At 58.0% G+C, this 23,446-nt stretch carries 20 protein-coding genes and 1 riboswitch; of the genes, 7 read left to right on the forward strand and 13 right to left on the reverse strand.

The window, feature by feature from the left end; genetic code table 11:
* Position 1: 1 nt before the first annotated feature.
* The 3 genes from A8B84_RS15015 to A8B84_RS15025 are packed head-to-tail and all read right to left on the reverse strand — an operon-like array spanning position 2 to position 2,910.
* Complete coding sequence (locus A8B84_RS15015; RefSeq protein ID WP_064229920.1) at positions 2-724, reverse strand: ABC transporter ATP-binding protein; 723 nt, start codon at positions 722-724, stop codon at positions 2-4.
* On the reverse strand, positions 721-1,695 hold the full coding sequence (locus A8B84_RS15020) for a YVTN family beta-propeller repeat protein (protein WP_064229921.1): 975 nt from the start codon (positions 1,693-1,695) through the stop codon (positions 721-723). Before A8B84_RS15020 ends, A8B84_RS15015 begins: the two co-directional genes overlap by 4 nt.
* Before the next feature lie 42 nt (positions 1,696-1,737).
* A complete protein-coding gene (locus tag A8B84_RS15025) occupies positions 1,738-2,910 on the reverse strand; it encodes an ABC transporter substrate-binding protein (protein WP_201257894.1) in 1,173 nt (390 codons plus the stop codon).
* A gap of 163 nt (positions 2,911-3,073) precedes the next feature.
* Between A8B84_RS15025 and A8B84_RS15030 the strand changes: the two genes are divergently transcribed.
* The gene (locus A8B84_RS15030; RefSeq protein WP_064229922.1) at positions 3,074-4,297 is read left to right on the forward strand and encodes a HAMP domain-containing protein; all 1,224 of its coding nucleotides are present in this window, start codon (positions 3,074-3,076) and stop codon (positions 4,295-4,297) included.
* The gene (locus tag A8B84_RS15035) at positions 4,294-4,950 is read left to right on the forward strand and encodes a response regulator transcription factor (protein ID WP_064229923.1); all 657 of its coding nucleotides are present in this window, start codon (positions 4,294-4,296) and stop codon (positions 4,948-4,950) included. Before A8B84_RS15030 ends, A8B84_RS15035 begins: the two co-directional genes overlap by 4 nt.
* A gap of 13 nt (positions 4,951-4,963) precedes the next feature.
* On the opposite strand, the gene A8B84_RS15040 is transcribed toward A8B84_RS15035, so the two are convergent.
* Both A8B84_RS15040 and A8B84_RS15045 read right to left on the reverse strand, forming a co-directional pair.
* Positions 4,964-5,617: a pentapeptide repeat-containing protein gene (locus tag A8B84_RS15040; RefSeq protein WP_064229924.1), complete on the reverse strand. Its 654-nt coding sequence runs from the start codon at positions 5,615-5,617 to the stop codon at positions 4,964-4,966.
* Between the two features lie 68 nt (positions 5,618-5,685).
* Positions 5,686-7,539: a methanol/ethanol family PQQ-dependent dehydrogenase gene (locus A8B84_RS15045; protein WP_064229925.1), complete on the reverse strand. Its 1,854-nt coding sequence runs from the start codon at positions 7,537-7,539 to the stop codon at positions 5,686-5,688.
* Between the two features lie 366 nt (positions 7,540-7,905).
* Between A8B84_RS15045 and pedF the strand changes: the two genes are divergently transcribed.
* The 3 genes from pedF to A8B84_RS15060 all read left to right on the forward strand — a co-directional run bounded on the left by pedF (position 7,906) and on the right by A8B84_RS15060 (position 11,335).
* Entirely contained in the window at positions 7,906-8,334 is a 429-nt protein-coding gene (gene pedF / locus A8B84_RS15050; protein WP_064229926.1) for a cytochrome c-550 PedF, read from the forward strand.
* 89 nt (positions 8,335-8,423) lie between these two features.
* Positions 8,424-9,380 carry a substrate-binding periplasmic protein gene (locus tag A8B84_RS15055; RefSeq protein WP_064229927.1) on the forward strand — a complete coding sequence of 319 codons (957 nt, stop codon included), beginning with the start codon at positions 8,424-8,426 and terminating at the stop codon, positions 9,378-9,380.
* A gap of 179 nt (positions 9,381-9,559) precedes the next feature.
* A complete protein-coding gene (locus A8B84_RS15060) occupies positions 9,560-11,335 on the forward strand; it encodes a PQQ-dependent methanol/ethanol family dehydrogenase (RefSeq protein ID WP_064229928.1) in 1,776 nt (591 codons plus the stop codon).
* Between the two features lie 67 nt (positions 11,336-11,402).
* On the opposite strand, the gene A8B84_RS15065 is transcribed toward A8B84_RS15060, so the two are convergent.
* The 3 genes from A8B84_RS15065 to A8B84_RS15080 form a co-directional block, all read right to left on the reverse strand.
* A complete protein-coding gene (locus tag A8B84_RS15065; RefSeq protein WP_064229929.1) occupies positions 11,403-12,188 on the reverse strand; it encodes an ABC transporter ATP-binding protein in 786 nt (261 codons plus the stop codon).
* Positions 12,188-13,003 (reverse strand): ABC transporter permease, encoded by an 816-nt coding sequence (locus A8B84_RS15070; RefSeq protein WP_064229930.1) that lies wholly within the window; start codon positions 13,001-13,003, stop codon positions 12,188-12,190. Before A8B84_RS15070 ends, A8B84_RS15065 begins: the two co-directional genes overlap by 1 nt.
* Before the next feature lie 66 nt (positions 13,004-13,069).
* Positions 13,070-13,178: riboswitch (guanidine-I (ykkC/yxkD leader) on the reverse strand.
* 184 nt (positions 13,179-13,362) lie between these two features.
* The gene (locus A8B84_RS15080) at positions 13,363-14,403 is read right to left on the reverse strand and encodes an alpha/beta fold hydrolase (protein ID WP_064229932.1); all 1,041 of its coding nucleotides are present in this window, start codon (positions 14,401-14,403) and stop codon (positions 13,363-13,365) included.
* A 153-nt stretch (positions 14,404-14,556) separates the two neighbouring features.
* Here A8B84_RS15080 and glnT point away from each other — a divergent pair, with 153 nt between their 5' ends.
* Positions 14,557-15,915 carry a type III glutamate--ammonia ligase gene (gene glnT, locus A8B84_RS15085; RefSeq protein ID WP_064230127.1) on the forward strand — a complete coding sequence of 453 codons (1,359 nt, stop codon included), beginning with the start codon at positions 14,557-14,559 and terminating at the stop codon, positions 15,913-15,915.
* 18 nt (positions 15,916-15,933) lie between these two features.
* Here glnT and A8B84_RS15090 read toward each other — a convergent pair whose 3' ends face one another.
* Positions 15,934-16,704, reverse strand: coding sequence for a class II aldolase/adducin family protein (locus tag A8B84_RS15090; RefSeq protein WP_082905168.1), 771 nt, complete (start codon positions 16,702-16,704; stop codon positions 15,934-15,936).
* A gap of 138 nt (positions 16,705-16,842) precedes the next feature.
* On the opposite strand from A8B84_RS15090, the gene A8B84_RS15095 reads away from it, so the two are divergent.
* Positions 16,843-17,736: a bifunctional transcriptional activator/DNA repair enzyme AdaA gene (locus tag A8B84_RS15095; protein WP_064229933.1), complete on the forward strand. Its 894-nt coding sequence runs from the start codon at positions 16,843-16,845 to the stop codon at positions 17,734-17,736.
* A gap of 121 nt (positions 17,737-17,857) precedes the next feature.
* Here A8B84_RS15095 and A8B84_RS15100 read toward each other — a convergent pair whose 3' ends face one another.
* From A8B84_RS15100 to A8B84_RS15115, 4 genes are all read right to left on the reverse strand, one after another.
* A complete protein-coding gene (locus A8B84_RS15100) occupies positions 17,858-19,864 on the reverse strand; it encodes a hypothetical protein (protein WP_064229934.1) in 2,007 nt (668 codons plus the stop codon).
* A gap of 348 nt (positions 19,865-20,212) precedes the next feature.
* Positions 20,213-21,331, reverse strand: coding sequence for a helix-turn-helix transcriptional regulator (locus tag A8B84_RS15105; RefSeq protein ID WP_064229935.1), 1,119 nt, complete (start codon positions 21,329-21,331; stop codon positions 20,213-20,215).
* Positions 21,332-21,509: 178 nt separating this feature from the next.
* The gene (locus A8B84_RS15110; protein ID WP_064229936.1) at positions 21,510-22,124 is read right to left on the reverse strand and encodes a TetR family transcriptional regulator; all 615 of its coding nucleotides are present in this window, start codon (positions 22,122-22,124) and stop codon (positions 21,510-21,512) included.
* Positions 22,125-22,344: 220 nt separating this feature from the next.
* Positions 22,345-23,412, reverse strand: coding sequence for a putative urea ABC transporter substrate-binding protein (locus tag A8B84_RS15115; RefSeq protein WP_064229937.1), 1,068 nt, complete (start codon positions 23,410-23,412; stop codon positions 22,345-22,347).
* Positions 23,413-23,446: the final 34 nt, after the last annotated feature.

Here is a 23,446-nt window from a genome sequence, read left to right on the forward strand (position 1 = left end):
ATCAGCCGGCTCCGGTCAGGGAATGGAAGGTTTCCGCCAGATCCCGGGTGCCTTCGGCTTCGCAGATGGCCTGGCCCTTGCCGTCGGCCAGCAACTGGCCCTGGTGCAGGATCAGGACCCGGTCTTCGGCACGGACTTCCTCGATCAGGTGGGTAGCCCAGAGCACAGTCAATCCGTCTTCCTCGCACAGGGTTCGGACGTGCTCGTTTAGCGCTTTGCGGCTGGCAACGTCCAGGCCCACCGTGGGTTCGTCGAGCAACAAAAGCGAGGGCTCGTGCAGCAGGGCGCGGGCAATCTCCACGCGCCGGCGGTGACCGCCGTTGAGCTGGCGGACGGCATCGTTGGCCCGGTCCAGCAGGCTGAAGCGTTCCAGCTCCCGGTCACCGCGGACTCTGGCTTCCTTGCGGGAAAGACCATGCAAGGCGGCGTGATATTGCAGGTTCTGGCGAACAGTCAGATCCAGATCGAGGGCGTTCTGCTGGAAAACCACGCCGATTCGGCGCATGGCCTCGGCCGGCTGTTTTTTCAGGGACTGCCCGGCCAGCAGGAGTTCGCCCTGCTGTAGGGCCAGCAGGCGGGTGAGCAAACCAAACAGGGTTGATTTGCCGGCGCCGTTGGGCCCGAGTAGGGCGTGAAAACGGCCAGAGGTCAGCGCAAAGCTGACCTCACGGAGCACCGGCTTCTCGCCGTAACGAAAGCTCAGGTTGCTCGCTTCAATGGTCATGACGTCGGATCGATGACCACGCCCCAGGGGTAGCGGCCTACCTTGATGGACTTGATGACCTTCATGTCTTCCACGTCGATCACGGAGACATCGCCGGACACGCCGTTGGTGGTGTAGAGGTGCTTCTCATCCTTGTCCAGATCCAGCTGCCACACCCGGGCGCCGACCAGCAGGTAATCCAGAACTTCATAGGTTTGGGCATCAACAACCGCCACATGATTGGAGGGACCGAGCGCTACGAAGGCGTATTTGCCATCGGACGTCAGTTCAATACCCACTGGCTGTACCCGATCCTGATTCACGCCCGGTACCTTGAAGGACATCTCGTGGATCTGCTCCAGGTTGTCCACGTCGATGATGTGCACGGTGCCACCGATTTCCGCGGAGGCCCAGGCAATCTTGCTGTCCTTGCTGAACTCCACGTGGCGCGGGCGCTGGCCGACCACAATGTTCTTCTCGATCTCGAAGGTCTCGGTGTTGATCCAGTGCAGCATGCTGGTGGTTTCGGACGTGTTGACCGCCCACTTGCCGTCGGGGCTCACGGCCATCCCTTCGGGTTCAATGCCCACATCAATCTGGGCCAGAACATCCTTGGTATCCACATCCACCACCGTCACGATGGCGTCGTCCTCGTTGGCAATGTAAAGGTGTTTGTTGTTCGGGTGCAGCGCGAACTGCTCTGGATCTTCACCGGAGGGCAGGGTGTCCACAATCTTGCGGGTGGCAAGGTCCAGCACCTGGACGGTGTCGTCGTCGCTGGCACAGATGTACAGCTTGGTGTAGTCCTTGGAAAGCAAAATGCCCCTGGGCCGCTGGCCCACATCGATGGTTTCAAGAACCTCCTGGGTCTCGGTATCGATCACCGACAGGGTGTTGTCCTTCTCGTTGGACACATAGGCCACGCTGGCCAGAGCCGGTGTCGACAGGCCGATCATGGCGGCCAGGGCGGTCTGTTTGAACAGGGTTTTCATGGTGTAACTCCTTCTTGTTTTGAAAGTTGGCAACCCACGGGGTCAGCCGTTGATCCGACACTTGCTCTCGGGACGATCAAAGCCGAGCGTGTCCATTTCGGTATTTGGGTGAAGAAAACCCTCGAACGGGGCGGTGGCGACCAGCCCTCTGGGATGAACCAGGGGAATGGGTTGTCGCAATTGGCCATTCCAGTCCCGGTAAGTGACTTTGCGGCCCTTGAACGCAGCCAGCTGGAATTTGTCGCTGAACAGGAAGTTCCGGATATCCACGGTGCTGGCGGAATTCAGGTCGGTCACGGCGGTGCCGATTGAGCGAATAGCCGCCCATGCGGCGTAGTCTTCGCTGTTCATATCCCGATCGGCCAGCTCGCGAAAACGGTTCTGGAGTTGCGCCGCACCCCAGCTTTCCACCACCCGGTGCCAGGTGACCGGTGACATACCCTGGGTGCCCACCACCGGGCGCGGCAGCCAGGTGTTGAACGGCACGTACTCGCCAAAATCGCCCCGCACGTCAGCGACTACCACCGCGTCGTAATCGCTGGCCTGGGTAAACAGGGGCAGCTCTTTTGAGGCGGTGCGACGCAGGTCGGCGTCAAAGGTCCAGGGCTTGTCTTCGACGATCTCCAGTCCGAAACGCTTGGCCGAGCGGCGGAAGGCATCGGCCCAGCCCTTGTCGGCCTCAGTGGGCCCGGTAATCAGAAACACTTCATCCCAGCGCCGCTGGTTCAGCCACTGGCCGAGGGCGTCGGTGAGCATCGAGTAGCTGGGCATGGTGTGCAGCAGGTTGACGTGGCACTGGCCGGTGCGCAGGGCATCGTCCTTGGCGCCAGCGTTGAAGATCAGGGTGTTGTCCCCGGCCTTTTCGGTGAGGGCTTTCAGGGTCGAGGCAGGCGCATTCACCACAAACAGGTCGAAACCATTCTCGCGCATGGCATCAAAGGCTGCGATGGCGCCTTCTTCCGAATCGGCAACCTCACTCTGGAGTGAGTAGGTCTGGCCCAGAAACTTGCCGGTGGTGCTGTTGTCGTTGATGGCCAGTTCGGCGCCTCGCAGGCCCGCGTCCTCAGGTTCTGGAATGACATTGGAAAGCACCGGTCTCTGATCCGGAACCCACTGCAGATAACCAATCCGCACATCGAGGTTCTCAGCCTGAAGTGGGCTTGCCGCCGCCAGTGTGATCAGTGAAGTGGCCGCTGTCCGGGACAGAAAAGACATGGGATTCTCCGGTTTGTTGTTGTGCTTCCAGCTTAGAGAAGGGAAAAAGTCCCGGAAATATTCAGAAAGTAGGAAAGTGGCGGTACTAAAGAACTATTCCGGTGAAAACTGGCGGCTTTAGCATGGAGATAGAAAGACTGTTTCCCCGCAACGGATAAAAACAATGACCGTATACCGGAAGATTTCCCTCTTGATGCTGGCGGTTTTCCTCCTGGTCTACCTGCTTGGCGCGCTGCTCTACACCCAGCAGGCCCGGCATGATGTCCAGCGCGAGCTCGACGGTGTGGCCGGCCTGGCACAGAGCCTGGGAAGCCCCGCTGATCTTCCGGAATCTGTCGTCAGTAGCATGCGTCACCTGACCCCGGCGGCTGAAATGGAATCCGGGACCGGCGGCGAAGTGCCCGCCTGGTTCGTGGCGATGATTACCAGAGAATCTTCCCGGCCGGTGGCCAATGGCTGGCAGGTTGATCCCGCCGACGAAGTTGAGGAAATCTGGGAAGGGTTCCTGCTGATTTCGGGTTCCTACGCAATCGGTATGTGCATGTGTTTTCTGGCTCTGTACGTGATGGTCCGGCGCGGCATACGCACACTTGCCAGTCTGTCCGAGGCCATGGGCGCGGTATCCGCGGGTCAGCTGACCTCCAGGCTGCCACGTCAGGGCGAGCAGGAACTGGACGCGCTGGTTTGCCGGTTCAATTCCATGGCCGGGGAGCTGGAGTCGGAGCAGCAGACTGTCAGTCGTCTGCTTAATGAACTGCTGCAGTTGCAGGACCGGGAACGGGAGCACATCGCCCGGGTGCTGCACGACGACCTTGGCCAGTACCTGACCGGCATTCGCGCCCAGGCACGCAGCCTGCTCTATGATCCGGAACTGAGTGACCGGCAAAAACAGCAGGCCAGGGATCTGGCGGAGCACTGCGAGACTATCCAGAAGCATTTCCGGCACCTGTTGCAGGATTTGCACCCACTGGTGATGGAACAACTGGGTCTGGGCAGTGCAATCCGGCATCTGACCGAGCAATGGCAACAGCTCAGCGGTCTGGAGTGTCGACTGGCCATGGATGAGCGCCTGCCGGACTTTACCGGTGAGCAGCAGACCCACCTTTACCGATTCCTGCAGGAAGCCCTGAACAATGTCTCCCGACATGCCAACGCGTCCTGCGCAACGCTGGCCGTTGCCCGCAAAGACAACGAGCTGAGCATTGAGGTGCGTGATGACGGTGTCGGCAATGATCAGCTGCCAGGCAATGCGGGTCTCGGCGTACGTTCCATGTGTGAGCGGGCCCGCTGCCTGGGTGGTGAGGTCAGGTTTCTTAGCCGAATGGGCGAGGGAACTCGCATTCGGCTTGCCGTACCGCTCAGCCCGAATACCGGAGGTGTGCTGTGAAACTGATGATTGTGGATGACCACCAGGTAGTCCGCCAGGGCATCGCCAATCTGCTGCGCTCGATGCTGCCGGCGGTGGCCATTATCGAAGTCGACAACGGTCAGGACGCGGTTGCCCGGTATGGCGAGTTGCGACCGGACGTGGTGCTGCTCGATATGGGCCTCCCGGACATCTCCGGTCTGGAAGTCGGGCGTCGGCTGCGCCAGCGCTGGCGTGGGGCGGCTATCCTGTTTTTTACCATGCACGATGAGCTACCCATGGTAAGGCAGGCCCTGGATGTTGGTGGTCTCGGGTTTGTATCCAAAAGCTGTGCGCCCGAGGAGCTTGCAGAAGCCGTGAAGCGGGTCGCTGCCGGCCAGCCTTACATTGAGCACCCGATTGCCACCCGGTTGGCTATGAACCAGGAGCGCCCCGTCGATCATCGGCTCAGGGATATGACCCAGCGGGAGATGGAGGTATTGCTGATGTACGCCAGGGGCGAGAGTGTCGGCGGAATCGCCGAACGGTTGTGTGTCAGCAGTAAAACGGTTTCCAACCACCTGGCCGGCCTGAAAAACAAGCTTCAGGTGTCGTCATCCGTGGAGCTGATTCATCTGGCGGTGGATGCCGGTCTGATTCGTTATGGTCAGTTGGAGGAAGCGAGGCGGGTCTGAGCCCGCCCCGGGGTTACCAGTCAAAGGGGCAGGCCGTACAGCCCTCCATATAGGTGCCCTCAAAGGTGGCATAGTGGATTCGGGTTCCGGTCAGGTCTGCATCAGCCAGGTTGGCCAGCCCAAGCTTGGCTTCCTGAAGATTCGCCCCTCTCATGTTGGCTCCTTTCAGGTTCGCCTTCGGTAGCCAGGAAATCTCGAAGCTGCTAAAGGGCATGGTGGCGTTTACCAGGGTGGCACCGGAGAAACGGGAGAAGTCGAAGTTGGCGCCGGTCAGATCGGCCCCGCTGAAGTCCGCACCCTGGGCGAACAAATACTCGCCCTGCATCCCCTGTAATTGGGCATTCTTCAGCGATGCGCCGCGCATGCTGGCCCGGTAGACCTGAAGGCGGTAGCCCGTGACGTCGTCAAGGTTTGCGCCATCAAGGTTGGCACCTCGCAGGCTGGTATGGCTCAGGTTGGCGCCCGACAGGTTGGCACCTCGGAAGTTGGCAGAGCGCAGATCCATATTCGACAGATCCGCTCCCTGCAGGTCAGCGCCGGCACAGCTGGTCTCCCGTTGCAGCTTGCAGCCGTTGATGACAGGGACTTTGTCCAGGTCAGCCATGTAATCGCCGGCCAGTGCCGGTGCCATGAACAACAAAAGTGAGGCGGTAGCCAGAGGTCTCATGATTTCACTCCTGAATCAAGGCCGGAAAAAGGGGCCTGGCGAAGCGCCAGGCCCAGTCCGGAGGGCATTTAGCGGGAGGCCTGTGCCCAGGAGGGCATCTTGAAAACCCAGAATGACCCGCCCTGGGAAATGGGCTTGGTAAGCTCGGCCATGTCGCCGCCCCAGAGCGGAACCGCGCCGCCGTAGCCGGAGGCAACGCCTATGTACTGCTCACCGTCCATCTCCCAGGTGATCGGTGAGGAGATGATCCCGGAGCCGGTCTGGAACTTCCAGAGCTCTTCCCCGGTTTCAGCATCGAATGCTTTCAGGAAGCCATCGCCGGTGCCGGTGAATACCAGCCCGCCCTTGGTGGCCAGCACCCCGGCCCACAGTGGCAAGCGTTCCTTGTGCTCCCATTCGATCTCGCCGGTGAGCGGATTCATGGCGCGAAGGATGCCCACGTGGTCGTCGTACATGCGCTTGATCCGGAAGCCCTGGCCCAGATAGGCGGCGCCTTTCTTGTAGGTCACCTCTTCTGTCCAGTAATCCTCTTTCCAGTGGTTCGCGGGCACGTAGAACAGTCCCGTATCCTGGCTGTAAGCCATGGGGTTCCAGTTCTTGCCGCCGAGGAAAGGTGGAGATACCTCAATGGCCTCGCCACGGGTTTCACCCTCTGCTACGGGTGGCGGACGCTGACCTTTTCTCTCCACAGGGCGGCCATCTTCACCAATGCGCTCGGCCCAGGTAATGTTGTCCACGAACGGAAAGCCTTTCTTGAATTCACCGTTCTCGCGGTCGACGACATAAAAGAAACCGTTGCGGTCGGCATGGGCGGTTGCTTTGACGGTTTCGCCGTTCTCGTCGTATTCAAACAGCACCAGCTCATTGTTACCGGAGAAATCCCAGGCATCGTTCGGCGTGTGCTGATAGAACCACTTCACTTCGCCAGTAGTGGGGTCTACACCCACCTGGCCGGAGGTGTACAGGTTGTCGTAGTCGGCAGGATCACCGCCGGGTGATGTGCGTTTCCAGGTGTTCCAGGGCGCGGGGTTACCGGCACCAATGATGATGGTATTGGTTTCCGCGTCGAAGCTGGCGCTTTGCCAGGGGGCGCCGCCGCCATGACTCCAGGCTTCAACCTTGCCTGTTTCGGTGTTGGGATCATCCGGCCAGCTGGGCGCGCGAGGATCCCCGGTGGGCGTGCTTTTCTCGCCGTTCAGGCGGCCATAGTGGCCTTCAACGAACGGGCGCATCCAGACTTCTTCACCGGTATCCGGATCCCGGGCAAACAGCTTGCCGACCACGCCGAATTCATCCCCGGACGATCCGTGAATCAACAGGACCTTGCCGGTCTCCTGATCTTTTACCAGAGTCGGAGCACCGGTCATGGTGTAGCCGGCTTCATGGTCGGCGAATTTTTCACGCCATACGATGTCGCCGGTGTCCTTGTTGAGGGCAACGATGCCGGCGTCGAGGGTGCCAAAGAAAACCTTGTCGCCAAAAATGGCTGCACCCCGGTTGACCACGTCACAGCAGGGACGGATGCCTTCTGGAAGACGGTGGTTGTATTCCCAGAGTCGTTCACCGGTTTTTGCATCCAGGGCCCACAGCCGTGAGTAGGAGCCGGTCACGTAGATGACGCCGTCGTGGACCAGTGCCTGGGATTCCTGACCCCGTTGCTTCTCATCACCGAACGAGAATGACCAGGCCGGAACCAGACGCTCGACGTTGTCCCGGTTGATCGTGGTCATCGGGCTGTACCGCTGGGCCTTGGGGCCAATGCCGTAGCCCAGCACGTTTTCCGGTGTTTGGGCATCGTTGGCGATATCCTCCCAGGTCACATCTTTGGCGCTAACCTGGCTGGCCAGGCCTGCCGCTGAACCCAGAGCCAGGGCCAGGCCAATCCCGCGAAGCAGCGGGCGTTTGCGTGTTTTGATGTTCATAGTCTTTCCCCTTGGTTTTTGTTGTAACCATCGTCTTGCTCATGGCATCGACGCTTCGAGTATCGGCGCAGGCGATTCGCTGTGGCGACGGAAAAGCCCATCCCGGAATCGGGAAGTTGGCCTCAAAAACCGGGAAAACTTCCCGAAAAGGCTCCTTCTTCATGAAAAGTGGAGGTTTTCAGGTTTTCAGGCGGGCATCTCGTGCTTTGGCCTTCGCTCTGAGCGTCTACTACCAAGGAACTAAACCAAAAACCCCAAAGTGGCATTCGGATTGGACAAGGGGATTCCTAGACTGGAGATCAGCAAGTTGGCAACTGACAAATCCAACAGCCAACCACGGGGAATCCAATAACAGAGGTAAGACCAATGGCAATGTCCTTTTCACTCAAAACCATCATGGCCGCGGCCATGCTTGGCCTGGCCGGCTTCGCTATTGCGCACGGCAATGTCACACCACAGGAAGTGGACACGGGCAATCTGCCGGAGCTGGGCGATGACGTCCGCATTGAGAATCCGTTCCGTGAAGGCAATGAATTCGGCGAGTTCAACGCCCAGGCGGTCAAGGTCGGCGAGAGTGCCTACGCTGGTAACTGTGCCGCCTGCCACGGCATCCGGGCGATGTCCGGCGGCCTGACACCGGATCTTCGCGAGCTGACCGAATGGGATGACGAGTACTACATCGGGCGGGTAATGAATGGTACCGACCGGGGCATGCCGTCCTGGAAAAAGAGCATGGACCAGAACGCCATGTGGGCAATCCGCACCTATGTGGAATCCCTGCCCAAGCCAGAGTGATGAGCACGGCTTCTAGCAAAACGAACGTCTGAATTCGGGTCGGCCCTGTGCCGGCCCTTCGTCGTTGAGAGAAAAGGTGGGAGAAAACAATGAAAATACTGTCTCGAATGCTTGCCCTGCTGCTGTTTGCCCAGGTTGTCCTTGCCCAGGAGGTAAACGACGGAAACGAACTCCTCAACCGGCCTGCGGATCGCACCTACGACATCATTCTGGAGTCCGGCTATCTGAAAGTGGGCGTCTATGAGAATTTTCCACCTTATTCCTACCAGGTTGATGGTGAGCCCCGAGGCATCGATATCGAACTCGGCCGCCGGATTGCCGAGGAAATGGGTGTTGAGTTCAAGGTGCACTGGATTATCCCGGATGAAAACCTGGGAGACGACTTGCGCAACAACGTCTGGAAAGGCCACTACCTGGCCAAACAGCGGCTTGCCGATGTGATGCTGCGGGTGCCCTACGACAAGACCTACGCCTATATGCAGGATTCCACCGGCGAATACATCAACGAGCAGGTTGTGCTGTTCGGCCCTTACCAGCAGGAAACCTGGCAGATAGCCTACAACCCGGAAAAGCTCGACAGTGTCGAAACCGTGGCAGTGTTCCAGTACAACCCGATCGGCGTCGAGATCGATACCCTTCCAGATTTTTATCTGACTTCAGCATTTGGCGGCCGTATGCGGGAACAGGTGCGCCACTTCCACAAGGTAGCCGAGGCATTCGAGGCAATGCGTAACGGTGAGGTCAGCGCTGTCATGGGTATGCGGTCGGAGATAGATCACGAGCTTGCCAAGCCTCAAAACGGCGACTTCAAGGCTGCTGGCAACGGCTTCCCGGGCATCGGCAAGCAGGTCTGGGATGTAGGCATGGCGATCAAGCATACCCATCGGCAGCTGGGTTATGCCCTGGAGGCCATCGTCGACAGACTGGTGAAAACCGGAGAGATGAATGAGCTCATGGCCAGCCAGAATCTTCGCTACAGCGTGCCCGGTTACTACCGGGACTTTCTGGATGAGAAGGCCATTGCCCGGGCGGAAGGGGATCACTGACCGTCCATTGGGGACCCCACGGCCGGTGAACTCTGGGAAGTAGTACTACCAAGTGATGAGGAAACCTGTTCCGGGGGGCAATTGTCGGTTTTGCCGCCAATGCGAAGAATCGTACCAGAGGCGGGAAAAGTTCCCGGTTCACCGAGAAATCGAAAACAAGAGACTTGGAGAGCGCAACCATGAGAACCAACAAGTTCGGGATTCGCATTGCGGCCAGTGCCCTGGCCCTGGCAGTTTCCTGCGGAGCCCATGCGGTAACCGACGAAGACATCCTCAACGATCACAAGACCCCGGAAGACATAGTCAGCTATGGCATGGGCACCCAGGGCCAGCGATACAGCATTCTGGAAGACCTGAATACCGGCAACATTCAGTATCTGCAGCCGGCCTGGGCCTTTTCCTTCGGCGGCGAAAAGCAACGGGGACAGGAATCCCAGCCGCTGGTTAAGGATGGCGTCATGTATGTGACAGCCTCCTACTCACGTATTTACGCAATTGATGCCAGAACCGGCGAGGAAATCTGGCAATACGATGCCCGCCTGCCGGACGGCATCATGCCTTGCTGTGACGTGGTTAACCGGGGCGCTGCCATCTACGGCGACAAGGTGATTTTCGGCACACTCGATGCCAAGCTTGTTGCCCTGAACAAGGACACCGGCAAGCCGATGTGGATCAAGAAAGTGGCCGATTACCAGGCCGGCTATGCGATCACTGCGGCTCCCATTGTCGTGAAGGGCAAGGTTATTACCGGTGTTTCTGGCGGTGAATTCGGTATTGTCGGCAAGGTTGAAGCCTACGACGCCAACACCGGCGATCTGGTCTGGACCCGGCCGACTGTCGAAGGCCACATGGGTTATGTCTACAAAGATGGCAAGAAGGTCGAGAATGGCATTTCCGGTGGCAAGGCAGGGGTAACCTGGCCCGGCGAAATGTGGAAGAACGGCGGTGCAGCGACCTGGCTGGGTGGCACCTATGATCCGGACACCGATTCCCTTTTCTTCGGTACCGGTAACCCGGCGCCCTGGAACTCGCATCTGCGCCCCGGCGATAACCTGTTCTCTTCATCCCGTCTGGCGATCGACCCGGACGATGGCAGCATCAAGTGGCACTTCCAGACCACCCCGAACGATGGCTGGGATTATGACGGCGTCAACGAGCTAATCTCCTTCGATTACGAAGAGAACGGCGAAACCGTCAAAGCCGCGGCGACTGCCGACCGCAACGGATTCTTCTATGTTCTGAACCGGGAGAATGGCGACTTCATTCGTGGCTTCCCGTTTGTGGACAAGATCACCTGGGCTGAAGGCCTGGATCCGGAGACTGGTCGTCCGATATTCACAGAGGGCGGTCGTCCCGGTAACCCCGCGGACCTCGACGGTAACAAGGGAGAAACCGTAGTGGCTCAGCCCGCGTTCCTGGGTGGCAAGAACTGGATGCCGATGGCCTTTAGCCAGGACACCGGTCTGTTCTATGTGCCGTCCAACGAATGGTCCATGGATATCTGGAACGAGCCAGTTTCCTATAAGAAAGGCGCGGCGTTTCTGGGGGCAGGCTTCACCATCAAGCCGGCCAACGACGAGTATATTGGCGTGCTGAGGGCCATGGATCCGAAAACCGGTGAGGAAGTCTGGCGCTATGAGAACCCGGCCCCGCTCTGGGGTGGCGTGATGACCACCGCGGGCAACCTGGTATTCACCGGTACTCCGGAAGGTTACCTGAAGGCGTTTGACGCCAAGACCGGGGAAGAGCTCTACCGCTTCAACACCGGTTCCGGCGTTGTCGGCACGCCGGTGACCTGGACCATGGACGGCGAGCAGTATGTCTCGGTTTCAACCGGCTGGGGCGGTGCGGTTCCGCTCTGGGGTGGTGAAGTGGCCAAGGTGGTCAAGGACTTCAACCAGGGTGGTACCGTCTGGACATTCAAGCTGCCAAGTGATCGCGTGGCCAGCAACTGATCGGGACGGATACCGGCCTCGAGCCGGCGAGTAACAGGGGCTGCCTTCGGGCGGCCCCTTTTTTTGTTCAGGCCGCCTGATTTCTTGCGGTCTCACTGACCGACTGGTTGATGTCCTCATACAGCTTCCGATCAGTCTGACCAATCGGCAAGTCGTAGGTGATGGTGGCGCCGAACGCTTGCGGGTCATGGGGATCGTTGCGCACCTTGTCGAAAACCAGCAGCCGGGTACCCAGGTAAAAACCTTCCTTCAGATCGTGGGTCACCATGAAGATGGTGGTGCCTGTCTCCTGCCAGAGTTTCAACAGCAGATCGTGCATGTCGCCCCTTATACCGGGATCCAGAGCGCCGAAGGGCTCGTCCAGCAGGAGCACCCGTGGCCGCATGATCAGCGACTGGGCAATGGCCAGCCGTTGCTGCATGCCGCCGGAGAGTTCGTGGGGCCACTTGTTCGCCGATGGGCTCAGGCCCACTGACTCCAGCATGGCGTCCACTTTCTCCAGGGCTTCGCGGCGGGCGCTGCCGAACAGTTTGCCCAGCCAGGGCTTCTGTTCCAGTTCCAGGCCCATCAGCACGTTCTGACGCACCGTCAGGTGTGGGAATACCGAGTAGCGCTGGAATACGATACCCCGGTTTCGGTCCGGCTCGCCGGGGAAGGCCTCACCCTCCAGTAACAGTTCGCCGCGGCTCTGGGTTTCCTGGCCCAGCAGCATTTTCAGGAAGGTGGATTTGCCACAACCGGAGGCGCCCACCAGAGTGCAGAATTCGCCCTGCTTCACGCTCAGGTTCAGGTTTTCCAGGACCACCTGGTCACCGTATTCCTTCCAGAGATTGTTGACGGTAATAAAGCTCATCAGTGGCCTCCTGCGTTGTACCAGGGGAACAGTCTGCGGTTGGTAAGACGCAGACACTGGTCGATGACAATGGCGAGAATGGTGATCCAGATGACATAGGGCAGGATGACATCCATGGCCAGGTAGCGCCGAACCAGGAAAATCCGGTAACCGAGGCCTTCGGTGGAAGCAATCGCTTCGGCGGCAATCAGGAACAGCCAGGCGGGGCCAAGGCTAAGGCGCACGGCGTCGATCAGGCGGGGCAGCACCTGGGGCAGGGCCATGCGGGTGATCACCTGCCAGGAATTGGCACCCAGGGTCTGGATCTTGATCAGTTGCTCGCCGGGAAGTTCGCGGACTCGCTGGGCCACATCCCGCATCATGATGGGTGCGGTGCCGATCACGATCAGCATGACCTTGGACAGCTCGCCCAGCCCGAACACAATAAAGAGGATGGGTAATATGGCCAGCGGCGGCACCATGGAAAGGGCAGATACCAGTGGCGCCAGGTTGGCCCTGACCAGCGGCAAAACGCCATTGAGAATGCCGACCACCAGCGCCAGTAAGGCGGCAATGCCAACGCCCATTCCCAGGCGTGCCAGACTGGCAGTGGTGTCCTGCACCATCAGGTAGTCGCCGCTTCGGCGGTCTTCCTGGAACGCCATGCGTTCCACGGCGGCGGTCATCTGCTCAAGGCCCGGAAGGAGTTTGTCGTTGGGGTTTTCTGCCAGGCGCTCCTGGGAGGCCAGGCTGTAGACAAGCATGATCAACAGGAAGGGCAGCAGGCCCAGCAGGGTGGCTGAAACGCGCCCGGGGTGATGGTTGATCATTCGCATGAATCGTCTCCTCTGGTTACACAACACGGCAAGGTCATCGCGGGTAACAGCGTCCCTTGCGATTCAGTCTCCCGGGCTTTTGTCCCGCCGTGTAACCTCCCCAGAGGTCGGTAACTCTCGGACCAGCCATCCGGGAATCTTGACTGCCCGGACCGGAACCCTAGTCACCCATTTTGTCCGTCGCTCTGCCTGCGGTGTTGTGAACAGTGCTTTGAGCGGATCGGGTTTTTGAAAACCGTCGGTCGGAAACAGTGCAGATGGCATGCCAGATCCGAAGAGCGGGCGAAAACGGGTCATCCCGGCAAATGCATCGGCAAAAATATGCACCGGGTTGGTGCGGCATAGGTTCGGGTGCTCGATCATGACGCCTTTCCCGAGAGCAAAGCGCGGGCGGCCGCAAGGATGCGATTGTGGCTTGCAGCCTCCCGGCCCGCACCACCGGCAACGTGGCCCCAGTCCGATTCCAGCGATTCCAGCGATTCCACGGTTGCGCCGGGCATCCGGCGACCGTCGTCTCTTGCGTCTGCTTCGGTAAAGTAGAGATCGGTGCTGCCGGGCATCATTCGGGTAGGCATGGCAATGGCAGAAAGCGCCGCTTCGTAGTCTTTGCCAAATACGGGGTTGTCGCTGATATCGCCGTTCTGCCAGGTATTCAGTACGGTGAGTAGATCGTTGGCGTCCTGGCCCAGATGATCCCGCTCCCAGAACCGCAGCAGGTCTTCAATAGAGTTGAATCCGAGGTCGCGCCAGAGCTCGTGACGGAAGAATGCCTGGGAATAGGCCCAGCCGGCATAAACCCGGCCGAAGGCCCGGAGTCCGCGTTCGGGTGGAGCCTTGTAGCGGCCATTCTCAAACGCGTGGTCGCAGGTCAGTGCCGCCTTTACGCCCTCCAGAAATACCCGGTTGTGGGGATGGCACCGTGCGGTGCAGCAGGTGGCCAGCACCGCGCGCACCTGCGTCGGAAACAAACAGCCCCACTGCAGCGCCTGCATCCCGCCCATGGACCAGCCCATCACCAGCGCGATCCGGGCATCTCCGAAGATGTCCTCCACCAACCGCTTTTGTAGCATCACGTTGTCGTACAGGGACACGGCAGGAAAGTCCGGGCCGCCCTGTTCTCCGGAGGTGTTCGAGGGTGAGGATGATTCACCAGCCCCTAATAAAGCTGGAATCACAATGCAGTATCGGTTCGGATCCAGTGGGCTGGTGTTTCCAACCCAAGGATCATTACCCGCCGCTGCACCACCGTAGTACGTGGGCAGCAGAATCAGGTTGTCTTTTGGTGCATTCAGCTCGCCGATCCGGTGATACCGCAATCGTGCGGAGTGCAGCGTTCCGCCGGAGGCCAGAGGCAGGTCGCCCGCTTCATAATCCTCTACAAGCCATTGCTTCGCCGACATTTTGCCCTCTCTTTCAGGCTGATTGGTTACCTGAAGTTTCTCGTCTTCGCTCTTATATACACGCTGGCATGTATGTTGAATGGCAAAAGCAAAGAAAGAAACGTGCCAGAACCCAAACTGATTGCCCGCATGACGGGCCGGAGCGAAAACAGGATGACGGAATTGACCAACACCCAGGCCCTGAAAGAGAAGCTCACAGAGGCTGGTGTGAAATACGCCATTGCCAGCTACGTGGACATCCACGGTGTGACCAAAGGCAAGTTCGTGCCCGTGGCTCACCTGGGGCAAATGATGGAAGGCTCGGAACTTTACACGGGTGCCGCCCTGGATGGCGTGCCCCAGGATATCTCCGACGACGAGGTAGCCTCCATGCCGGATCCCGATGGGCTGGCCATCTGCCCCTGGAATCGCCAGCTGGCCTGGTTCCCGGGCAACCTGTTCCTCAACGGCGCGCCTTTTGAAGCCTGTTCCCGGAATATTCTACGGCGTCAGCTGAGTGCCGCGGCGGATATGGGGTATCGCTTCAACCTGGGTATTGAGACCGAGTTTTTCCTGTTCCGGGACACCGAGGACGGCGGCTTTGCGCCCCTGAGCGAACGGGACAACCTGGGCAAGCCCTGTTATGACCCCCGCACTCTCATGGACAACCTCCCGATCATGGATGAGCTGGTAGATGCCATGAACGAGCTCGGCTGGGATGTGTATTCTTTTGATCACGAAGACGCCAACGGCCAGTTCGAGACCGACTTCAAATATGCCGACGCACTGACCATGTCTGATCGCCTGGTGTTCTTCCGGATGATGGCCAACGAGATTGCCCGCAAACATGGCGCTTTCGCCAGCTTCATGCCCAAGCCCTTTGCCGACCGCACCGGCAGTGGCGCCCACTACAACATGTCGCTGGCGGACCTGAAGACCGGCGAAAACCTGTTCGAGCCCAGGGGCGACGACCTGCACAACTGTGGCATCAGCAAGATTGCCTATCACTTCACTGCGGGTGTGCTGAAACACGGTGCTGCCATCAGTGCCGTGATAGCGCCGACGGTGAACAGCTACAAGCGACTGGTGCGTCAGGGCAGTATGTCGGGCTCCACCTGGGCACCGGTATTCATGTGCTACGGCTCCAACAACCGCACCAACATGATCCGGATTCCCGGCATGGGCGGGCGCATTGAATGCCGTGCCGCCGACATTGCCTGCAATCCCTATCTCGGCAGTGCTCTGATCCTTGCCGCTGGCCTGGAGGGCATTCGTGAAGGTCTGGAGGCAGGCGCACCGCACCACGAGAACATGTACAACTACAGCGATGCCGAAATTGCCGAGCAGGGCATCGAGTATCTGCCCCGGAACCTGGGCGAGGCCGTGGAGGCTTTTGAGGCCGATCCGCTGGCGAAAGAAGTCTTCGGTGAAGCTATGTTCAACAGCTTCATCAACTTCAAGAAAGGGGAGTGGGAGAGCTATCAGAACCACGTGTCGTCTTGGGAGGTCGACCGTTATCTGAAGATGTTCTGATAGCTACATGGGGCGGTGTCAGCTCCGGAAGCCAGGATCGATGCGGTCCAGCTTCCGGAGAAGCCCGGGCCAGGCAAGGTTGCCGCCCATACCCTTGGTGACCTTCTTTGCCTGCTCACGAATCGAGCTAAGGATGGCGTCGGGAATACGCACCAGTGGTTGTCCGCCAGACATAGCCTGAATCTGCACTTCGCACGCGCGCTGCAGGATGTACATGTTCAGGAAGGCTTCGGCTACGCTGGGCCCGGTGGTCAGCAGGCCGTGGTTGCGCAGGATCATGAACCGGGCGTGGCCCAGATCTGCCTGCAGGCGCGCTTTCTCGTCTTCGCGCAGCGCCACGCCTTCGTAATCGTGGTACGCGAGTCCGGATAGCGGGAATAGACTTTGCTGGGACAAGGGCAGCAAGCCTTCCTTCTGCGCTGACACAGCCACACCGGCGGTCGTGTGGGTGTGCATCACGCAGGCAGCATCCTCACGAACCGCATGGATGGCGCTGTGAATGGTGAAACCGGCCGGGTTGATGTCGAAATCGTCTGGATTGATCTTGTTGCCTTCCTGATCAATACGCACCAGGCTGGAAGCCGTAATCTCCTCGAACATCATGCCGTAGGGGTTGATCAGGAAATGATGCTCGTCACCGGGAATTCGCACCGAGAGATGGGTGAAGATAAGGTCGTCCCAGCCGTAGAGAGCAATCAGGCGGTAGGCGGCGGCAAGGTCAATGCGAAGCTGCCACTCCTCCTCACTGACTTCACCCTTTCTGGATGGAATTGCCAATTGCTCGGACATAGTGCTGACCCCTCGGAATCGGTTGGTTTTATTGTTGATTGACGGTCAATGTAGCGCCCGCAAGAATCGGATGGAAGGGGGCGAAGCAAACGCGCATCATATGGATGATGGGTTGTGTGCACATGAAGGAGCCAAAGCATGGAAAGTTCCCGAACCCCGATGCGGGACGAGAAGGATAGTGACGCGAAAGCATCCATGCCCGTTGCCGATCGAATGGTCGCACTGGCCAGATACATCGAGAGCCGGCCAGATGAGTCGTTGAGCCTTGCCGACCTCGGCGCTGTCGTTGGGTTGTCGCCATCCCGCGTACAGCGGGTGTTCAAGGAAACCTTCGGTGTCTCACCAAAGGCTTATCAGGATGCACTGCGCCTGAACCATTACAAGCGGGCGTTGAGAACAGGCCAGACCGTGACCGATGCAATCTACGATGCCGGCTTTGGTTCGGTCAGTCGCGTCTACGGCAAGGCGGACCGACAGGTCGGCATGTCGCCGTCCCGTTACGGCAAGGGTGGGGAAGGTGAAACCATCACCCATGCCTGCCGGCAAACCTCACTCGGCCTGTTGATGATGGCCGCCACCGATCAGGGTGTGTGTTTTGCCGAATTCGGGGATGACGAGGCGGCACTGGGAGATCAGTTACAGAAGGAGTTTCCGAAGGCTCGACTGGCTCCGTCTGGGGCAAAGGCATCGCCGGAGCTAGATGCGTGGATGTTGGCTCTGGATGAGCATTTGAGCCAGAACGTGCCCAGACCGGATGTCCCTCTGGATATCCGTGGCACCGCATTCCAGACACGCGTCTGGAAACTCCTGTTAAGCGTCCGTGAAGGTGAGGTGGTGAGTTACACGGAGCTGGCAAAGCGACTGGGCGAGCCCAAAGCCGTTCGAGCTGTGGCCTCCGCCTGCGGGCGGAACCGCATCGCGGTATTGATCCCGTGTCACCGGGTATTGCGAAGCGACGGTTCCCTCGGCGGTTATCGCTGGGGGCTGGACCGAAAGCGGGAATTGCTTGAAAAGGAGCGTCCCGGTAGTTAACTGGACGTGTTCGGAGTGATTATCAGGGATAACTTTCTCCCTGATTGATTCATTGGCGCGACCCTAGCCATCGCAATTGAGAGCCCGTAATTGCGGGCTCTCCTGGTAAAGCACTTTGTGTTTATTCGGTTACGTCGATAAGCACGGCCAGGCCGAGTTCATCTGCGTTTCCGGTGTCACTCTCCATAAAGCGGGTGCTGAATACGCCCAAACTGCCGTCCGCATTGAAGAAACCATCCAGGACGGTATCACCCTCATCGCTCCCGATGGTGATTTCAGTAGCACCGTTTTCGGCGATGGTGTACTCGAATGCCATATCATCGACAGCGTCCACAGATACCTCGACCTCTGAGCCAATGCCACTGTCCTTGAGTGTTTCGGAGAACCGACCATTGACGCTGCCTTCTGTCGCAGAAGCCATGGTCATCAGAGTATTGAACTGGCTGGCCTGTATGGCAATGGTTCCGTTGATGGCATCGTCAAAATGCATCGCAAGGAACATCAGGCGATAGGTCTTGCCTTCCAGATTTAGCTGTGACGCAGGCAGTTTGACCATCATGGTCTTCTCGAACATAGCTTCATTCTGGTTAGTGCCGGAGGAGCCGGTGAAGTCGATGTAGTTTCCGGAGTCGTTGACGAAGCCAACCATAGACTCTTCTTCGTTGACAATGGTGCCGTCTGACTGGATGTTCAGGGCAACGTCTGCTTCTGCAGGCTCGGTTCCCGAGTTGTAAGTAGCACCGCCGGCGTTAACTTCCAGGCTATGGACATTCGCCTGGGCAACGTCGACAGTGAAACCATCGAAGGTGACGGTGTTGACCTCGGTTCTGAGTTCAATGCCGCCACCAAATAAAGAGCTTTCGAACCAGACACGGCCATAATCACCGGACAGGTTTGCAGCGGTCAGACTAGTCGGCTTGCGTGAGAACACCTCAAAGACACGGTAAATGTCGTCCCCGTTCTTGTTATTCGGATCCAGGGAATAGGTGTCGCTGTCCTCATTGTAGACAACGCCATAAGCGATGGCCGCTTCATGGGAAAGCCCAAAAAGTAGTCCGGTATTCTTAACCTTCTGGAAGCTGTAGGTAACTGCAGGGTAACGTTTGGCTCCGGTTCCGGTTCCGTTAGGCCCTTCATCGTAGACATCTTCCTCGAACTCACCTTCGACGGTCAGGATTCCTTTGGCGTTGAAAGTGGCGGGGAAGCTTTCGTCTTCGAAGGTCTCCGAAGCTACTTCATAATAGATGTACGGAGTCTGGAGACTGCTGCCATAAATATCCCCGTAGGCCAAATCTTCCTGAGTGAACGCCAGAGTCACTGTTCCGTCGCCCTGGTCGGCAATGCTGAAATCACCAAGCCAGATTTCGTGGGCGAGTTCGCCAGAACCCGAACCGTCAATGTCGCTCAATTCCATGGTGATTGCAGCACTGTAGTAGTTGCCCGATATGCTGGTGCCATCGCCGGCCGGCGCAGAGGCCGCAGCCACCTCGTTTTCAACGAAAGCACCAACATTGTCTTCCAGGGTGGCAAACATCTGATCGAGATTGGCGCCTGCGGTGAGGTCAAACTCTTCCACCTTGCCGTTGAGCTTTACAACATCGGTCACGACTAGCTCATCCAGATCAGCGCCCTGTTGGATGAACTTGCGCAATACGAATTCGGACATTGGGGTAATGTCCACATCCTGCTCCACTACCTGGGCACGCAGTTCGTTATTATTCTGACCAGTAATGCGAACGATCAGATTGCCCGCAAGATTGACGCCCTCCGGCAAGGTCAGTTGGTAGTCGCCGGTGATGGACGTCTGTGAGGTCGCCAGTACGTCACCGATCTGGTTACCGTTGTCATCGACGCGAATCAATTCCACCAGGGCGCCCTCAACCGGCTCCAGCCCGGTAATGGCCGCCGCAGCCGGCGGTATTACGAAATTTATTGCAACTTCGAATAAGCTTTGTTGCTCAAATTGGGCTATCTGACCGCCCGGTGCTGTAGCAGTACCGGAAACGGTTGTGCCGCCGTCATTGCTGTCGTTGCTGTCGTTGCTGGAGGAGCTGCTACCACCGCAACCGGTGAGAACGAACGCAGAGGAAATGGCTGTCGCCAGAGTCAACTTCTTGAATTTTCCCATAACCGCACCTTATTGATAAATATCACATTGATTGGGTATTCGGGAAACTAGCATCGGGTTTATATCAAGACATGCCCCATTTAGGGGATAAGTGTGGCGCAGTGGCTTATTCTGAAGATTCCATTACGTCAGGAGGCTGGTAACTGCTTTAAGCTAATAACTTTTTCGTTATTTGTAATTGTTTGTTTAGAGGTCGTAAAAAAGGAGCAAAATATCTGCGAGTTTCTAAATATTAACCAGTTTTTGTGGTCTGGCAGATTTTAAAAGCGCACGCCAGCGCGGGTTTCTATGCCCAACGCGGGGAATATGGCCGACGCCATGTCTTCTGCCTGTCGCAAGGATTAAGGATTAGTGTAACAAGGCCGACAATAACCGGCTGATCAGCTCCCCCTGCCGCGAACAGCCGGTCTTCAGAAATATCTGTTTGAGTTGCGAACGTACTGTAGCGACGCTGCGTCCCAACCGGTCGGCACATCCCTGGGGATCAATCCCTGCAACCAGGTTTTCGCAGACCTGGGCCTCGGCCGGAGTCAGATTGAAGTAGGCAGCGATGTGCTCAGCACTCGGGAGGACTCGATTCTCGGGGTCATACACGGTAACCAGAACTCCCCCGGCCAGCAATTCACTGCTTTCAATCGGACGTAGGACAAATAGCAGTGGACTACGGCCCTCTCGTTTGAGAATGAGCGTCTCAGAGGAATAACTTTCCTTGCCCATGCTGGAGCGAACCACCTGGGCAGACGTACGGAAGAACGCCGCCTGCAAGTCTTTCTCTGCGAAGCTGAAGCGATCATGACGGATGCCCAGGCAGCGTTCCCGTTGAATCAGGTTGCGGGCTGTTTTGTTGGAATACAAAACGGTAGCAAGACTGTCGAGTACAAAAGTGGCATCGGGCAATACTTCAATCACGGAGGCCAGTGAGGAGGCCGCTTTGCTGCGTGATTCCAGTTGCCGGTAAAGCAGGACTGCCTGCCGGATGTGTGGGACCAAACGGTTGAGGGATTGTAGCTCTGATTCCTGATATGGCCCTTGAGCCACTGTACGCTGGATGGTTAACAGGAAGGTATGTGTAGGGGTGCTATCCACGACCAGCCAGGCTGAGTCCAGCATATCCTGATCATTCTCCCACTTCGAATAGTCTTCGCCAGGCTGGAAATCCGGGAGCAATGGGAGGGCGGACTGAAACAGACCGGGGCGCTGTTTAATGGCCTGATTGGTGACCACATCCTGGGCAATCATGTTGTTTTCGAGGTACCAGCTCAGGAACTCATCGGAGAGGCCGTGGTACCACAGGTGATCCATTTGCAAGGGGCGCTTGCGCACAACGAGTAGTTGAGCAGCGCAGCCATTGATCAGGTTAACCAGTTTTTCCAGAAATCCGTGAAAACCTTCCCGATCGGTCAAGGCGCCGTAGAGGGATTGGATCAGGGCGTGCTCATTCTGCAGGTCCAGTGTCGCTGTTTTCATTACCCCAGGGTCCTAACCAGAATGGGCACTATCTGAAGCTGCAGTATTGTTGATCAATAATAAAAGATGCAGCTAGGTTGGCTTGATCTTAGTCGATGCAGATGCCTCCAAACGTAAAAAAAGGTAAAACTTCCCCGGTTCCAGTCCCTTGCACAGCCGAAGCGTCAGGATCGATCATCTAATTCAACTTGCCCAGTAGTCGCCAGAACTGTCGCTGGAAAAATGATGCTTGCTGTTTCAGTGAAAACAGCTTCGGCGCAAACAGCCAGGTCTGGGTAATGCCCATCAGATAGGTGTAACTCAGCAGTCCCAGATCCTCCGGGGCTTCCTGTGTAGAAATCAGACCCTGATCAGCGGCCTGGGCGACCAGGTCCCGGAACATGGTAATAATCGACTTGGTCAACGCCCGTTCCCGCTTCAGCGTCCGGCTCATGGCATCGGTTAGTTCGGTCTTGTTCAGCAGAATCTCGAACGACTGACGATATTTACGATCATTGGCCAGCAGGCCCAGCCAGCGCTCGATGAAATGGTCCATGGCCTCAATGGGCGTTTCCCGCATGCCTGAACATTCCGCGACCAGGGCTTCCAGGGGTTCCTGGGAGTAGGCAAGAACGGCTTCGTAAAGATCATCCTTGTTCTCGAAATGCCAGTAGATCGGTCCACGGCTACAACCGGCTTCTTTGGCAATTCGGCTTAACGTTGTCAGCGAGTATCCGTCCCGGCTGAAGAGCTTCAGAGCAGCTTCCAGGACCGTTTGGCGTGTCTTTTCGGCATCTTCCTTGGTACGGCGCATAGGTCTTTTTCTCGACGCTTCACTGAGGGTATGGGGGTGTGGGCTGATGGCTTCTCCAAAACTGTGCGGAGCCATGGATGGCGGAGCCCAAGCGCCCCAGGGATGGGCCGAAGGAGCGTGTTTTGGAGAAGCCATCAGCCCACACCCATGCTCCGAAGCCCACAAAAAAAGGGCACGACTAATCGTGCCCGATCCTAGCAGAGTTTTAGAAGACGATCGCTCAGATCTCCCCGTCTGCCGCCATCTCCATATAACTGTCATTGAACAGAAGCTTCACGTTCCCTGAGTCACCCATGATCGAACCATCCGGAAACTCGATGCCAACGAAGTCCGGGCTCATGGCGCCCTGGCCGAGCAGTCCCTTGTCAAAAGAGAACTGACGAACGCTGTCCATGGCTTCCCGCGCTTCTTCGCTGTTAATGAAATCCACCGACATCTGCGGTTCCCAGAACATCTTCATGCCCGCCAGCTGGGCTTCGTAACCAGCCTGGTCGGTTCCGGAAAGCTCACCGAGAAATGCCCGCGCTTCCTGACCTTCTTCACTGTCGGAGGCTAGAATGCTCATGGTTTCATACCAGGCGCCGACCAGCGCCTTGCCCAGCTTCGGGTTATCTTCCAGAGTTTCCGTGTTCACCAGCGTCAGATCCTTGATATGGCCCGGAATCTGGCTGGAATCGAACAGCTTGGTGGCACCCGGGTAGGCTTCCACTTCCGCCAGCAGCGGGTTCCAGGTAGCCACGTGGCGGACATCATCGGTCTGGAACGCCGAAACCAGATCGGCGTCGGAAATGTTCACCACGCTGATATCCCGCTCTTCCAGACCAACGGTGTTCAGCGCACGGACAAGCAGGTAATGGGAAACGGACAGCTCAACCAGGTGCACGGTCTCGCCTTCCAGATCGGCAATGGACGCCGCATCCTTGGACACCAGGCCGTCGTTGGCATTTGAGTAGTCACCGACGATCAGGGCGGTGGTATCCAGGCCAGACGCTGCGGGAATCGACAGCCCGTCCATGCTGGTGGCGACCACACCGTCAAACTGGCCGGCGGTGTACTGGTTGATGGACTCGATGTAGTCATTCACCTGCACGATATCCACCTCGATATCGTACTTGTCCGCCCACTTCTTCATGATTCCGTAGTCCTCGGCGTACTGCCAGGGCACCCAGCCGGCATAGATGGTCCAGGCGATGCTGAAGGAATCCTTTTCCTGGGCCATTGCACCCATGGACAGCGAGGCCGTGAACAGACCGGCCGCCAGACGTTTGGTGATGTCGCGTGTATTCATGGTGTCTCTCCTCGGGCCTTGCCCGTGTTTGCAG

It is taken from the genome of Marinobacter sp. EhC06 (assembly GCF_001650915.1).
Taxonomy (GTDB): Bacteria; Pseudomonadota; Gammaproteobacteria; order Pseudomonadales; family Oleiphilaceae; genus Marinobacter.

Coding starts and splice junctions, on each gene's coding strand:
- pedF (WP_064229926.1), top strand. CDS start 7,906: ATGGCAATGTCCTTTTCACTCAAAACCATCATGGCCGCGGCCATGCTT.
- A8B84_RS15105 (WP_064229935.1), bottom strand. CDS start 21,331: ATGAAAACAGCGACACTGGACCTGCAGAATGAGCACGCCCTGATCCAA.
- A8B84_RS15090 (WP_082905168.1), bottom strand. CDS start 16,704: ATGTCCGAGCAATTGGCAATTCCATCCAGAAAGGGTGAAGTCAGTGAG.
- A8B84_RS15020 (WP_064229921.1), bottom strand. CDS start 1,695: ATGAAAACCCTGTTCAAACAGACCGCCCTGGCCGCCATGATCGGCCTG.
- A8B84_RS15065 (WP_064229929.1), bottom strand. CDS start 12,188: ATGAGCTTTATTACCGTCAACAATCTCTGGAAGGAATACGGTGACCAG.
- A8B84_RS15055 (WP_064229927.1), top strand. CDS start 8,424: ATGAAAATACTGTCTCGAATGCTTGCCCTGCTGCTGTTTGCCCAGGTT.
- A8B84_RS15070 (WP_064229930.1), bottom strand. CDS start 13,003: ATGCGAATGATCAACCATCACCCCGGGCGCGTTTCAGCCACCCTGCTG.
- A8B84_RS15100 (WP_064229934.1), bottom strand. CDS start 19,864: ATGGGAAAATTCAAGAAGTTGACTCTGGCGACAGCCATTTCCTCTGCG.
- A8B84_RS15040 (WP_064229924.1), bottom strand. CDS start 5,617: ATGAGACCTCTGGCTACCGCCTCACTTTTGTTGTTCATGGCACCGGCA.
- A8B84_RS15045 (WP_064229925.1), bottom strand. CDS start 7,539: ATGAACATCAAAACACGCAAACGCCCGCTGCTTCGCGGGATTGGCCTG.
- A8B84_RS15080 (WP_064229932.1), bottom strand. CDS start 14,403: ATGTCGGCGAAGCAATGGCTTGTAGAGGATTATGAAGCGGGCGACCTG.
- A8B84_RS15095 (WP_064229933.1), top strand. CDS start 16,843: ATGGAAAGTTCCCGAACCCCGATGCGGGACGAGAAGGATAGTGACGCG.
- A8B84_RS15115 (WP_064229937.1), bottom strand. CDS start 23,412: ATGAATACACGCGACATCACCAAACGTCTGGCGGCCGGTCTGTTCACG.
- A8B84_RS15025 (WP_201257894.1), bottom strand. CDS start 2,910: ATGTCTTTTCTGTCCCGGACAGCGGCCACTTCACTGATCACACTGGCG.
- A8B84_RS15030 (WP_064229922.1), top strand. CDS start 3,074: ATGACCGTATACCGGAAGATTTCCCTCTTGATGCTGGCGGTTTTCCTC.
- A8B84_RS15110 (WP_064229936.1), bottom strand. CDS start 22,124: ATGCGCCGTACCAAGGAAGATGCCGAAAAGACACGCCAAACGGTCCTG.
- A8B84_RS15015 (WP_064229920.1), bottom strand. CDS start 724: ATGACCATTGAAGCGAGCAACCTGAGCTTTCGTTACGGCGAGAAGCCG.
- glnT (WP_064230127.1), top strand. CDS start 14,557: ATGACGGAATTGACCAACACCCAGGCCCTGAAAGAGAAGCTCACAGAG.
- A8B84_RS15060 (WP_064229928.1), top strand. CDS start 9,560: ATGAGAACCAACAAGTTCGGGATTCGCATTGCGGCCAGTGCCCTGGCC.